The organism is Pseudomonas sp. HN2-3, from assembly GCF_020691745.1.
GTDB classification, from domain to species: Bacteria; Pseudomonadota; Gammaproteobacteria; order Pseudomonadales; family Pseudomonadaceae; genus Aquipseudomonas; species Aquipseudomonas capeferrum.
The window spans coordinates 3,817,201-3,829,658 of the sequence record NZ_CP085704.1 but is presented as its reverse complement, the minus strand read 5'-3'; the positions used below and the strand labels follow the sequence as shown (position 1 = coordinate 3,829,658).

Genomic DNA, 12,458 nt, shown 5'->3' with positions numbered 1-12,458 from the left:
GCCTCATGTAGTCGCGGCGGGCCGCGGGAGGGTGAAGTGAAAACTGGCGCCCTGGTCGATCTGGCCTTGCGCCCAGACGCGGCCGTCATGGCGCTCGATGATGCGGCGTACGCTTGCCAGGCCGATCCCAGTGCCTTCGAAGTCTTCCATGCGGTGCAGGCGCTGGAATACGCCGAACAGCTTGTTGGCGTAGGCCATGTCGAACCCCACGCCGTTGTCGCGGATGCACACCTCGACTTCGCCCTGATGCACCTGGGCGCTGATTTCGATACGCGCCGGGTCACGCCCGCGGGTGTACTTGATGGCGTTGCCGATGAGGTTCTGCAGCGCCAGGTTGATGAACGCCGGGTCGGCAATCACCTTCGGCAGCGTGGCGATATCCCAGACGATTTCGCGGCCCTGGTAGTCCGGGGCCAGCTCGGTGCGAATGGCGTCGACCAGGGCATTGAGGTCGACATCCGACAAGCGCAGGGCCGAACGGCCCATTTGCGAGAAGTTCAGCAGGTTGTCCACCAGGCTGCCGGCAAAATGCGCCGCTTCTTCTATATGCTGCAAAAAACGTCGACCGCGTTCGCTCAGGCCCTGGCCCTCGATCTCGCCCAGCAGCTCGGTGTAGCCGGCGATATGCCGCAAGGGCGCACGCAGGTCGTGGGACACGCTGTAGGAAAAGGCTTCGAGTTCCTTGTTCGAACGGCGCAGCTCGCCTGCCAGTTGCGCCAGCTCTTCGGCCTTGCGCAGGACGATGCCCAGCACGGCGGTGCGCAGTTCAACCACACCTTCGACGATCAAAGGGTCCCAGGGTTGGCAATAACCGCGCACGTCCTCCTGCCAGCGCTCGAAGCTGTGCCGCGGGTCCAGCTGGCCTTGCGGGCCTAGCTGTTTGGCAGGCTGTCCGGCCCAGTTCACCGTGCGCACCTGTTCAGGGCGGAACCACACCAGGTAGTGCGAATGGATTTGCGAGATGGCCACCGCCAGCACACCGCCGGCATGGGCCGCCAGCTCAGGCAACTCGTCGATGTCGCGGCGTACGTTGTCGCTGTGGAATACCGTGTCTTCACCGCGCTGGGCCAACCAATGCACCAGCGCCGTGACTTGCGCTTGCGGTGGCGTCTTGCCGATCAGGTCGCAGCGGTCGGCCGAGATCACCGCAGCGCCGCAGGCGTCGGCGAACTCCAGCAAGACCTCGGGCAGGTCGCGCAGGCCGTCACTGACGCTGTCATGGTCGGCCATCGACGAAATCATGCGCACGATGTGCTGGCGCAGGTCGAGCAGTTTGCGCGTGCTGGCGTGGGACTCGCGCGATTCGATCTGCAGCGACAGCACGCTGGCCAGCAGCTCGCAGGCGGTGCGAGTAGGCAGGCCCACCGGGCGCGGCTGATCGTGGTGACAGGACACCAGCCCCCACAGCTGCCCGTCGACCACGATCGACAGCGACATCGACGCCAGGGTGCCCATGTTGCGCATGTATTGCAGGTGCACCGGCGACACGCTGCGCAGCGCAGCGAAGCTCATGTCCAGTGCCTTGCCGGTACGCGGGTTGGCGGCAGGCACCAGCGGCGAGGGCTGGTAGTTGGCGTCTTCGATCACGCGGATACGGTTGACCCGATACAGCTCGCGGGCCTGGCGCGGGATGTCCGAAGCGGGGAAGCACAGGCCCAGGTAGCTGGGGTAGCCTGGGTCGGCCACCTCGGCCAGCACCTGACCGTTGCCTTCGCTGTCGAAACGGTACGCCTTGACCCGGCCAAAACCGGTGATGCGCTTGAGCTGTTGCACCGACTGCTGCAGCAACTCCTCAAGGCTGGCAGCCAGGTGCAGGTTACCGACAAAGCTGCGCACCAGTGGGTAGTAATCACCTTGCTCGGCCGCGTTCGCAAGCCTGCGCACCGGCTCGAACTCAACGATCAGCACCTGGTCGTGACGGTGGGCCATTACGCGCAATGGCTCGGTGCAGGGGGCGCCCTGGCGCAGGCGCACATCGCCTATATGGAAAGGAAAGGCCTCGTCGTCGGGCAGGCGCGCAAGGTGCGCCCGTACATCGAAGGCGTCACTGACAAGGTCGGCAACCGTACAGCCCAGCAGTTTCCTGGCCGGCAAGCCGAGCCAGCGCTCGGTGTTCTCGCTGGCCTGGAGGATGCGCAGGTCGGTTTCGTCCAGCACCAGCAGAAACCCGTGGGGCTGGATGCTGCCAGGCACCTGGATAGGCTCCTGGGCACAGCGCTCTGCGGCCTCGGCGAATGGGTTGTCTGCAGTCATCAATGAAAACGCTCCTGTCATGCCTGTCCGTGCATGCCGCATCTGTCTGGCACGGGATGAGAGTAGCCATGCACCGTACCAGAATGTCGGCTGATTTGCCGGCTCATGGCCATTGGAGGCACTGTGCGACGAGGGGTTCGCTGATGAAGAAGATTTTTTCCTGACGGCTGTCGAGGAGTGGCCTTGAACACGCGCTATCGCTTTCTCGCTAATACCAAAAAATGGCTTGAAGCCATCAATGATATTCCAACGCGCTGCTACGCTCAGGTGAGCACACAGCGACAAGGATTATCAAGTGACGGAACGCTTTGTGGTCGCGTTGTTGGGCCTGATGTTGAGCGGCAGTGCCGTAGCGGCTGACTTTCTCGTGGAAGTGCGGGTGCTGGTGCAGCGCGGCTGCATGCTCGTCAACCAGACGCGCGACGCTGGCGCACAAGCGTTGGGTCGGATCGAACTGGGTAGCGCTGCGCGTCTGGATGGCCCTGATGCGCCTTTGAGCGGTGTACTCCTCAACCAACGGCCGCCACGCCTTGAATGCAACCCTGACACGCCCTACCAGGTGCGGGTCGATGGCGGCCAGCATGGTGGCGCAGGTGAGCTGCGCTTTCTGGCCAACGACGACGGCAAGGCCCGGCCCATTCCTTATCGCTTGTACCGCGACGCCGCCTGGCGCGAACCGGTTGCGGTCGATGTGGCGCATTCGGCACGGGTGCCGGACAGCGGGTCCATTGAACTGCCGTTATACGCCCGTATCGACAAACTGGCCTGGGTACCACGCGCAGGCCTGTATGGCGACCTGCTCAAAATCACGGTCACCTGGTAGGGACGCCACCATGCACAAGGACGCGACGCCATGAACCGCACCTCGATCCTGCTGCTTACCCTTGGCCCGCTGCTGTTGCCCGGCGGTATGGCCCATGGCACCACCACCGGTTTCATCCAGGCACGGTTGGTGATCAGCGCGGCCTGCCAGATCAGCAGCGGCACCGACCAACCCGCGACCCTGGGCAACCCCGGCCTGATGGACTTCGGTGAACGCGGCCCGAACTGGGACCAGCCACTGCGCAGCCGGGTCGACGAAGTGGCTGGGGAAGGCAGCTTGCAGATCAGCTGCACGCCCGAGGTGCGGGCCTTCAATGTGCGGATCAATGGCGGCTTGAATGGCAGCGACGGTGTGCGACGCCTGAGCAACGGCCGTGAACTGATCCCTTATCAACTGGCGGTAGACCCAGGCGGCAACAGCCGCTACGGCATAGGCCAGGCGCGCGCCTTCACCATCAGCAGCACCCAGCAGGTTCCGATTCCGATTTACGGTGTGGTGGTGGCGCAACCGCGCGCGCTGCCTGCCGGGCTGTACCGCGACACCCTGAGAGTGACCCTGGACTGGTAACCACGCAAGGAGACTCCGATGCGAACGAACCTCACCCACTGCATCCTCGCCGGCCTCGGTTTGGCCTTGGCTTCCCAGGCCCAGGCCGCCACGGTGACCGGCAACATCACCTCGACGCTGACACTGATCTCGGCCTGCCAGGTCAACGGCAGTTCCGCGAGCTCAGGGTTGAACTTCGGTGCCCTCGACTTCGGTACCCAGGATGCTCTGTTCGGCACCGCCAACGCACAAGTGCTTGGCGGTAGCGGTGGCGCCATGAGCATCCTGTGCTCGGCGGGCACCATACCGGCGATCCGCGTGCGGGCCGGTACCCACGATGGCCAGTCCAGCGGCGGCACGCGTGCGCTCGCCGACGGTGCCGGCAACTTCGTGCCGTATGACTTCTACACCGACACTGGGCGCACTCAGGTGCTGGCTATCGACGGCACCATCACCTTGCCGACCAGCACCGGCGTGGCGCAGACCGTCAACCTGTACGGCCAGGCACGCGGCAAGGCGGGGCTGCCGGCGGGGGTGTACACCGACACCGTGGCGGTCGAGCTGACGTTCTGAGCCATGCGCGCCTGGCTGGCAGGTGGCCTCACGGGTATCGCTGTGCTGCTGGCGACGCCCCTGGGTGCGGCGCCCACCAGCACGTTCCAGGTGTCTGCACAGATCGTCGCCGGCTGCCTGGTGGTCGGGGGCGTGAGCAATTACGGGGCCCTCAACTTCGGCACCCAGTCGGCGCTGGCCAGCGGTACCCTGAGCACCTCGCTGGGGGGCAGCACGGTGACCTTCCAGTGCACCCCAGGCGTGGCCTTGAGCATGAGCCTGGACGGCGGGCAGAACAACGCCAGCGGCACCCGCAACCTCAAACGCACGGGCGGCACGCAAGTGCTGGCCTACCAGTTGTACCGCGACGCGGCCTACAGCCAAGCCTTTGGCATCGGCCAGAGCGTGGCGGTCAGCTACACCGACCCCACGGCGATCAAGTTGCCGGTGTACGGCCGAACCCAGTTGACCGGCACGCTGCCGGCAGGGACCTACACCGATGTAGTGCAAGTGACGGTGACCTGGTGAAACAGCCGGCACCAATGACAGCAATCTAAGGAGAGTGGCATGGGGGCAGGCGCGAAGTGGGCGCATGGTTTGATCGGTTTGTTGCTGCTGGGAAGCCTGCCGGCAGGGGCCGCCACCTCGGTGCTGATCTGGCCGATTGATCCGGTGCTGGAGCCCGACCAGAAGGCCGGTGCGCTGTGGCTGGAAAATCGCGGCAGCGCCCCGGCCAACCTGCAGGTGCGGGTGTTCGCCTGGCGCCAGGGGGATTACCAGGAGCAGTTTCAGCCGCAGCGCGACATCATTGGCAGCCCGCCAGTGGCCAACATCGCCCCCGGGCAGAAGCAGCTGATTCGCCTGACCCGCACCGGCAGCTCGCCCGCCGGCCAGGAGCAGGCCTATCGCATCATCATCGATGAAATCCCCCCGGCGATACCGGCCGACCCCGCCAGCCAGGGCGCGACGGCCGCCATCCGCCTGCAGATGCGCTACTCGGTGCCGCTGTTCGTCTACGGCGAAGGCTTGTGGGGCAGGGCCGATCCCGAGGGCAAGCGCAACGCCGAGGGCGTGGGCAAGCCGCAATTGAGCTGGCGCGCGGTGACGGTGCAGGGCAAGCCCTACGTGGAACTGCGCAACACCGGCCCGGTGCATGCGCGCCTCACCGACATGGTGGTGCAGCAGGGCAGCCAGAGCAAACCATTGGCCGAAGGCCTGCTGGGCTATGTGCTGCCCGGTGCCAGCATGCGCTGGCCTGCACCACTGGCGCCGAGCGCCGGCAGCGTGCTCAAGGGGCGGGTCAATGGCCAGAGCGCGGCGGATGCCATCCGCCAAGGGCAATGAGCCAGCAATTGAATGAAGGGCAGGGGCCAGGGAGGACCCGGCAATGGTTGGAAACCGTGTGTGAACTGGCTGTCGGCGACAACGCGCCGCTGGTGCCTGGGGCTGGCCATGTTCGGCCCCTGCCTGGTGCTGGCCGACGACCTGCCGCCACCGCCCACGGAGATGTCCGCCACCGCCGATGCCACGCTGTACCTCGACCTGCTGGTGAACCAGATGCCCAAGGCTGAGCTGGTGCCCGTGCAACAACGGGCCGGGCGCCTGTACCTGGGCAGCGATGTGTTGCGGGCTGCCGGTATCAGCCTGCCGGGCGAGCCCCAGGGCGAACTGGCCCTGGATGCGGTGCCAGGCCTGCACACCGACTACGACAGCGCGAACCAACGCCTGCTGTTGCAAGTACCGCCCGCCTGGCTGCCGGGCCAACAGGTCGGCGACCGCAGCCTGTACCCGGCCAGCGATGCACGCAGCAGCTTCGGCGTGTTGTTCAACTACGACCTGTACCTCAACGATACCGATGAAGGCGGCACCTACCTGGCGGCCTGGAATGAAGTGCGCCTGTTCGATAGCTGGGGAACGTTCTCCAGCACCGGTCAGTGGCGTCAGTCGTTCAATGGTGCGCAGGCCGACCAGACGCGCCAGGGCTTCCTGCGTTACGACAGCACCTGGCGCTTCACGGATGAACAACGCCTGCTCAGTTACGAAGCCGGTGATTTCGTCACCGGTGCTTTGCCCTGGACCAGCTCGGTGCGGGTCGGCGGCCTGCAATTGTCGCGAGACTTCGGCGCCCGTCCCGACCTGGTCACCTACCCACTGCCTGCATTCGCCGGTGAGGCAGCGGTGCCGACCTCGCTCGACCTGTTCATCAACGGCTACAAGTCCAGTACTACCGAGCTGCAGCCGGGCCCTTACACCCTGACCAACGTGCCGTTCATCAACGGCGCCGGCGAGGCAGTGGTGGTGACCACCGACGCCCTTGGCCGACAGGTGTCGACCACGCTGCCGTTCTATGTCACCAGCAGCCTGCTGCAAAAAGGTCTGTCGGACTTTTCGGTAGCTGCCGGTAGCCTGCGCCGCGACTACGCGGTGCGCGACTTCAGCTACGGGCCAGGCGTCGCCTCGGGCAGCCTGCGCTATGGCCTGAGTGACAGCTTTACCCTCGAAAGTCACATCGAAACCTCTGAATCGCTTTTGCTGGGCGGGCTGGGTGGCAACATGCGGGTGGGCAACTTCGGGGTGCTCAACGCGGCCTTGGCGCAGAGCCAGTTCGAGGGCGAGAAGGGCCATCAGGTCGCCCTCGGCTACCAGTACAACAGCCAGCGCATCGGCTTCAGCTACCAACGCCTGCAGCGCTATGGCGACTATGCCGACCTGTCACGGGTCGACAGCCCGGACATGCAGCTGAGCCAACGCAGCGAGCAGGCCACCGTCAGCCTCAACCTCAACGAATACGGCAGCCTCGGCGCCGGCTATTTCGATGTCCGGGCCGGGGACGGTTCGCGCACCCGGCTGATCAACCTCAGCTGGAGCAAGTCGCTATGGGGCAACACCAGCATCTACCTGTCGGGCAACCGCGAGGTTGGTGACAGCCAGTGGGCCGTGCAGGCGCAACTGGTGATTCCGTTCGACTTCAATGGCACCTTGGCCATGAGTGTGGAGCGCAGCAAGGAAGGCGAAGATCTGCAGCGGGTCAATTACAGCCGTGCGGTGCCGGTGGGCGGTGGTGTCGGCTACAACCTGGGTTACGCCACCGGTGGCAACCGCGATGCCTACCGCCAGGCCGATGCCACCTGGCGCCTGCAGTCGGTGCAGTTGCAGGCCGGTGTGTATGGCAGCAGTGGCGAGATGACCCGTTGGGCTGATGCCAGCGGCTCACTGGTATGGATGGACGCCGGGGTGTTCGCCGCCAACCGCATCGACGACGCCTTCGTAGTAGTCAGCACCAATGGCTATGCCGATGTGCCGGTGCGCTACGAAAACCAGCAGATCGGCCGCACCGACAGCAATGGCCATCTGCTGGTGCCGTACAGCAGCGGCTACTACCGAGGCAAGTATGAAATCGACCCGATGGACCTGCCGCCCGACATCCTGGCGCCGGAAGTGGAGCAACGCGTGGCGGTCCGTCGGGGCAGTGGTTACTTGCTGGAGTTCCCGATCAAACGTGTGCTGGCGGCGAGCATTGAACTGGTGGATAGCAACCAGCAGGTGATCAAACTCGGCAGCCGCGTGACCCATGGGGAAAGTGGCAGCCAGGCCGTGGTTGGCTGGGATGGGTTGGTCTACCTGGAGAACCTGTCGCCGCACAACCGCCTGCAAGTTGTGCTGGAGGGGGGCGGGCATTGCCAGGTTGAATTCGACCTGCCTGAAAGTGCAGGGTCGATCCCCTTGATTGGCCCATTGGTGTGCCGATGAAGGCCTGGCAACGAAGGTTATGGGCCAGCGCGCTGCTGCTGCCGGCAGGCGTGGCATGGAGCAAATGCACGTCAGTGCCAACCGTGCCCGCGACATTTGGCACCATCAGTTCGACCCTGGTGCGCAGCACGGTACAGACCGCCTTCAGCAGCAATTCGGGGTTGCAGTGCAACGGCTCGGTGCTCAGCGTGCTCGGCAGCGGCGATACCTTCAAAGCGACCATTCTTCCGGCCACAGGTGGCTTGGTCGGCCCCACAGGCGACGTCATTCCCTACACGTTGTATGCCGACAGCAGCACCAACTACCCGATCACCCGGGGCGTGGCCTTCGATTTCGCCCGCAACGGCATTCTCGACCTGCTCGGGTTGCTCAATGGTACGCCCAAGGCGGTACCGATCTACATGCGGACTCAGATCGGCAGTAACGTTGCGGCGGGGCTTTATCAGGAAACGCTGAGCGTCGGCTGGGCCTGGAACTATTGCGACGGCATCGGCATTGGCGGCTTGTGCATTGGGCGCGACAACAGTTCCGGCACCCAGCCGCTGACTGTCAGCCTGACGGTGAGCAACGACTGCCAGATCACCACGCCCGCCATCAGTTTCGGCAGTGCACCCGTGGTATCGGGGTTTGCCACGGTGAACCAGGGCGTAAGCCTGACATGCACCAAGGGTACCAGCTACACGGTGGGGCTGGATGACGGGCAGAACGTGTCTGGCGGGCGGCGCAGGATGAAATCTGCAGCCAACAACTACCTGGCCTACGATATTTTCAAGAGCGCCAGCGCGGTGCGCTGGGGCTCGGTCACCGGTGCCCGGCGTTCGAGCAGTGACGCCGACATCAACCCGGGGGCTGGCACCGGCACGGGCAGCCAGGTGTTCAACTACAACGCCAAGGTGTACACCGACCAGGCCACACCGCCAGCGGCCACCTATACCGACAATGTGACGCTGGATGTGCAGTTTTAGCGGTCGGCCCTTGCGATCAACGCAGGTCGTCAACCATTTTCAGCAACGTCTCCAGCACAGCCCCGGCCAATGCCTTCGACCGCGCCCCCGACCACCCGGCAACCGGATCGGGCGCATCGTCATGGTCCTTGAACGGCATCTCCAGCGTCAGTGACAGGCAGTCATGGGCCATCCCTACGGCATTGCACGCCAGCGTGGTATTGGCCTGCCCAGGCTCATCGCGCGTGTAGCCATGCACGGTCTGGAAGTCCGGCGTCACGCTGCACAGCGTGCTACGGAACTGTTCCTCCAGCTTCGCCAGGCGTGGCGTGTAACCGGGGTTGCCTTCACACGCTGCGGTGAACACGTGGGGGATTTCTTCATCCCCATGCACATCGATGAATGCATCCACGCCGTACTGCTTCATCTGCGCCTGGGCAAAGAATACCTCGGGGCTGAGTTCGACGCTGGCGTCCTGCCAGGCGCGGTTGAGGTCCTTGCCTTTGAAATTGGTGCGCAGATGCCCGAGGAAGGCACCGTCCGGGTTCATGTTGGGGATCAGGTACAGGTCGGCTTTTTCCAGGAGTTGCCGCACCTTGTCATCGTTTGCTTGCAGGCGGTCGATCACGCCCTCCATGAACCACTCGGCCATGTGTTCGCCCGGGTGCTGTTGGGCGATCAGCCACAGCTTGCGTTTGCCGGGTGCGCCGTTGCCGGCACGCAGCAAGGGGATGTCACGGCCCTGCACGCTGCGGCCGCTGGCCAGCAGCTCGACCCCCGGAATTTGCCGTGCGCGTTCGATCAGTTGGTTGTGGCGGGCGCGAGGGTAAGGTTGGAAGTAGGCGAACCAGACCTGTTCGTGCTCAGCGTTCAGCTCGAACGACAAGGCCTTGCCATCGAACTGGCTGGGTACGCGGAACCAGGCCTGCTGGTCGTAGGAGGCCACCGCGTTGTAGCCGGCCCAGGCCTGCTTGTACGAGGATTCGGAGGCGTTATCCAGGCTGAAGCGATGGACCTGCCCCGGTGTCAGCCCGCTGACCTTGAAGTGAAACCACTGGAAGTGGCCGCTGTGGGTGTCCGGGCGGATGGCCAGGTGCACCTGGGCAGGGTTGCTGGCATCCAGTACCTGGATGTTGCCGGAATCAAAATCGCAGTCGATCTGCAGGGGGGACAGCGTCACGGTCATCGCCGGGCTCCTTGACGGGCTTTGTTGTGGGGTTACTGTACACCGGTTGCGTGCTGGAGTGATGCACATAGCCTGTTGCTGCGGGTGCCAAGCCAACGCTGGCCCGCCGCGATGGCGGCGGCGCCGACGATGGGAACCAGAACCCTGGGGCTGCTCGGCGGGCGTAGTGGGTCAGGCCAAGGTGGCGTTGTCGATCACGAAGCGGTACTTCACATCGCCTTTGAGCATCCGCTCATAACTTTCATTGATCTGATCGGCCCGGATCAGCTCGATGTCGGCAACGATCCCATGCTCGGCGCAGAAGTCGAGCATCTCCTGGGTTTCGGCGATACCGCCGATCATCGACCCGGCAATCGCTCGGCGCTTCATGATCAGGTTGAATACGTTCGGTGATGGATGCGCCGTAGCAGGCGCCCCCACCAGGCCCAGCGTGCCATCGCGCTTGAGCAGCACCAGGAATGCATCCAACTCATGCGGCGCCGCGACAGTGTTAAGGATGAAGTCGAATGACAGGCGGTGCGCTGCCATTGCGTTGGCGTCGCGCGACACCACCACTTCATCGGCGCCCAACGCCAGCGCCGCTTCACGCTTGGACTCGGACGTGGTGAAGGCCACCACATGCGCGCCCATGGCATGGGCCAGCTTGATGCCCATGTGCCCCAAGCCACCGATGCCAACCACGCCGACCTTCTTGCCCGGCCCAGCGCCCCAGTGGCGCAGCGGGGAATACGTGGTGATACCGGCGCACAGCAGTGGCGCCACGGCCGCCAGTTGCGCTTGCGGATGGCGTACGCGCAGCACATAGCGCGCATGCACGACAATCTGTTGCGAGTAGCCGCCCAGGGTCCAGCCGGGTTCGTCGGGCGTGGCGAAGTTGTAGGTACCGATCATGCCGTTGCAGTAGTTTTCCAGGCCCGCGTCACAGTCGGCGCAGTGTTTGCAACTGTCGACGATGCAGCCGACACCGACCAGGTCGCCGGCCTTGAAGCCTTTGACATGCTCACCCACGGCAGTCACCCGGCCGACGATTTCGTGGCCCGGTACGCAGGGGAAGCGGGTGCCCTCCCACTCGGAGCGCACCTGGTGCAGGTCGGAGTGACAGATGCCGCAATAGTCGATGGCGATCTGCACATCGTCAGCGCCTGGCGCGCGACGGGTGATGCGGATCGGTTCGAGGGGCTGGTCGCTGGCGTGGGCGCCATAGGCGATGACGTGCATGGGGAGATCCTCGGGTGAAGAGTCGGAACAAGCAGCATGTCCGACCCTCTCCGGGCAGGGGTAACTCGATTCAGCCGACGGATTGCCTGATTCTGTTGCCAGCGTCAGCGCGATGGCGCGCTGAAAAACGCCATCAGCATGGCTCGCCTTCTGCGCCTTCCCTGGCCATCCACTTCAACAGCGTTGCGATGGGCACGCGGCGGTGCACTTCGTGCCGCTGCTGCGCAGCTGCCTCGCCAGAGCGTTCGCGATAGCGGCTGATGATCAGGTCCCGGCCATCCTCGGAGACCCGGGCCTCCAGTTCGTGTAGCAACTGTTGCCGGGCGTTGCTCTCCAGGCGCCTGAACAGCACCACGGGTGGTTGCGCATCACGCATCGGCTGGCACCCCCTGGCAGCGCGCTGGGTGGTCAGCTTTGCCCTCGGCCACCCGCTCGGCACGCTGCTGGGCAGTGTAGTCGCGCACGGCCTGATAGTAGTCTGGCTGAGTGCGCAGCCTGTCGGTCAGCGGCAGCACGTCGGCGCGGCCATCCACCAGCCCACCTGCCGTTGCCGCGTTGCCCAGGGTGTCGACCGTGTCGCTGTTGTCGCCAAACGGCGCGACTGCAATGCCCAGCACCCTGCCGGTTGCATCGCGCAGGTTGTGCGTGCCGAGCAACGGCAGTTCGACGATCGGGCCATCGGCAATGTTCCACACACCGAAGGTCTGGCCAAAGTCCGAGGTGTGTCGGGCCAGCCCCATCTTCCCGGACACATCGACCAGGCCTGCCACGCCCAGGGTCGTGTTGAAGGTGAAGCGTGCAAGGCTGGTCAATGCCCGCTCGCCATTGCCTTGCAGCAGGTCGTTGAGAAAGACCTTGGGCTCGCCGAAGTTGGCGACGAAGTTGTGCACGCCCTGCTGGGTGAAATCAGGCAATGCGCTATAGCCACGGGCGATGGGTGCCAGCAGGTAGTCATCGACACTTCGGTTGAAGGCGAACACGGCGCGGTTGGCGGGTTCGGCGGGGTCGCTGAGTTGATAGGCCACAGGCCCGCAGGCACTGGCAGGCGGCCGCTGACTGCAGCCCGCGGCGGCGAGCAGTGACAGGGCGAGTAGGGCATTGCGGGCTGAGAACCAGGCATGGGGGAGGGTGGGCATGGGCGCATTCCTGACAAGAACTGGCGCCGATGGTGTGGCCGATTGATTGC

General features: G+C 64.6%; 12 protein-coding genes. 7 read left to right on the top strand and 5 right to left on the bottom strand.

Features of this window, described 5'->3' with window-relative positions:
- Positions 1-3: 3 nt before the first annotated feature.
- Positions 4-2,253: an ATP-binding protein gene (locus tag LJX93_RS17340; protein WP_227696243.1), complete on the bottom strand. Its 2,250-nt coding sequence runs from the start codon at positions 2,251-2,253 to the stop codon at positions 4-6.
- A 295-nt stretch (positions 2,254-2,548) separates the two neighbouring features.
- Here LJX93_RS17340 and LJX93_RS17335 point away from each other — a divergent pair, with 295 nt between their 5' ends.
- From LJX93_RS17335 to LJX93_RS17305, 7 genes are all read left to right on the top strand, one after another.
- Positions 2,549-3,076: a spore coat U domain-containing protein gene (locus LJX93_RS17335; protein ID WP_227696242.1), complete on the top strand. Its 528-nt coding sequence runs from the start codon at positions 2,549-2,551 to the stop codon at positions 3,074-3,076.
- 30 nt (positions 3,077-3,106) lie between these two features.
- Positions 3,107-3,643, top strand: coding sequence for a spore coat U domain-containing protein (locus LJX93_RS17330; protein WP_047581094.1), 537 nt, complete (start codon positions 3,107-3,109; stop codon positions 3,641-3,643).
- 18 nt (positions 3,644-3,661) lie between these two features.
- Positions 3,662-4,195, top strand: coding sequence for a spore coat U domain-containing protein (locus LJX93_RS17325; protein ID WP_033699041.1), 534 nt, complete (start codon positions 3,662-3,664; stop codon positions 4,193-4,195).
- 3 nt (positions 4,196-4,198) lie between these two features.
- On the top strand, positions 4,199-4,702 hold the full coding sequence (locus LJX93_RS17320; protein ID WP_033699040.1) for a spore coat U domain-containing protein: 504 nt from the start codon (positions 4,199-4,201) through the stop codon (positions 4,700-4,702).
- Positions 4,703-4,741: 39 nt separating this feature from the next.
- Complete coding sequence (locus tag LJX93_RS17315; RefSeq protein WP_095063635.1) at positions 4,742-5,518, top strand: molecular chaperone; 777 nt, start codon at positions 4,742-4,744, stop codon at positions 5,516-5,518.
- A gap of 108 nt (positions 5,519-5,626) precedes the next feature.
- Positions 5,627-7,924, top strand: coding sequence for a fimbria/pilus outer membrane usher protein (locus LJX93_RS17310; RefSeq protein ID WP_227697311.1), 2,298 nt, complete (start codon positions 5,627-5,629; stop codon positions 7,922-7,924).
- The gene (locus LJX93_RS17305) at positions 7,921-8,889 is read left to right on the top strand and encodes a spore coat protein U domain-containing protein (protein ID WP_047581089.1); all 969 of its coding nucleotides are present in this window, start codon (positions 7,921-7,923) and stop codon (positions 8,887-8,889) included. Before LJX93_RS17310 ends, LJX93_RS17305 begins: the two co-directional genes overlap by 4 nt.
- 16 nt (positions 8,890-8,905) lie before the next feature.
- On the opposite strand, the gene LJX93_RS17300 is transcribed toward LJX93_RS17305, so the two are convergent.
- The 4 genes from LJX93_RS17300 to LJX93_RS17285 all read right to left on the bottom strand — a co-directional run bounded on the left by LJX93_RS17300 (position 8,906) and on the right by LJX93_RS17285 (position 12,408).
- On the bottom strand, positions 8,906-10,054 hold the full coding sequence (locus LJX93_RS17300; protein ID WP_033699037.1) for a M14-type cytosolic carboxypeptidase: 1,149 nt from the start codon (positions 10,052-10,054) through the stop codon (positions 8,906-8,908).
- Positions 10,055-10,225: 171 nt separating this feature from the next.
- Complete coding sequence (locus tag LJX93_RS17295; RefSeq protein WP_033699036.1) at positions 10,226-11,272, bottom strand: NAD(P)-dependent alcohol dehydrogenase; 1,047 nt, start codon at positions 11,270-11,272, stop codon at positions 10,226-10,228.
- A 133-nt stretch (positions 11,273-11,405) separates the two neighbouring features.
- Positions 11,406-11,648: a hypothetical protein gene (locus LJX93_RS17290; RefSeq protein ID WP_033699033.1), complete on the bottom strand. Its 243-nt coding sequence runs from the start codon at positions 11,646-11,648 to the stop codon at positions 11,406-11,408.
- A complete protein-coding gene (locus tag LJX93_RS17285; protein ID WP_033699031.1) occupies positions 11,641-12,408 on the bottom strand; it encodes a VacJ family lipoprotein in 768 nt (255 codons plus the stop codon). The genes LJX93_RS17290 and LJX93_RS17285 overlap by 8 nt, the downstream gene beginning before the upstream one ends.
- Positions 12,409-12,458: the final 50 nt, after the last annotated feature.

What these genes read in the sequence shown, in the direction of transcription:
- LJX93_RS17340 (WP_227696243.1), bottom strand. Translation starts at nt 2,253, where the DNA reads ATGACTGCAGACAACCCATTCGCCGAGGCCGCAGAGCGCTGTGCCCAG.
- LJX93_RS17330 (WP_047581094.1), top strand. Translation starts at nt 3,107, where the DNA reads ATGAACCGCACCTCGATCCTGCTGCTTACCCTTGGCCCGCTGCTGTTG.
- LJX93_RS17325 (WP_033699041.1), top strand. Translation starts at nt 3,662, where the DNA reads ATGCGAACGAACCTCACCCACTGCATCCTCGCCGGCCTCGGTTTGGCC.
- LJX93_RS17320 (WP_033699040.1), top strand. Translation starts at nt 4,199, where the DNA reads ATGCGCGCCTGGCTGGCAGGTGGCCTCACGGGTATCGCTGTGCTGCTG.
- LJX93_RS17315 (WP_095063635.1), top strand. Translation starts at nt 4,742, where the DNA reads ATGGGGGCAGGCGCGAAGTGGGCGCATGGTTTGATCGGTTTGTTGCTG.
- LJX93_RS17310 (WP_227697311.1), top strand. Translation starts at nt 5,627, where the DNA reads ATGTTCGGCCCCTGCCTGGTGCTGGCCGACGACCTGCCGCCACCGCCC.
- LJX93_RS17305 (WP_047581089.1), top strand. Translation starts at nt 7,921, where the DNA reads ATGAAGGCCTGGCAACGAAGGTTATGGGCCAGCGCGCTGCTGCTGCCG.
- LJX93_RS17300 (WP_033699037.1), bottom strand. Translation starts at nt 10,054, where the DNA reads ATGACCGTGACGCTGTCCCCCCTGCAGATCGACTGCGATTTTGATTCC.
- LJX93_RS17295 (WP_033699036.1), bottom strand. Translation starts at nt 11,272, where the DNA reads ATGCACGTCATCGCCTATGGCGCCCACGCCAGCGACCAGCCCCTCGAA.
- LJX93_RS17290 (WP_033699033.1), bottom strand. Translation starts at nt 11,648, where the DNA reads ATGCGTGATGCGCAACCACCCGTGGTGCTGTTCAGGCGCCTGGAGAGC.
- LJX93_RS17285 (WP_033699031.1), bottom strand. Translation starts at nt 12,408, where the DNA reads ATGCCCACCCTCCCCCATGCCTGGTTCTCAGCCCGCAATGCCCTACTC.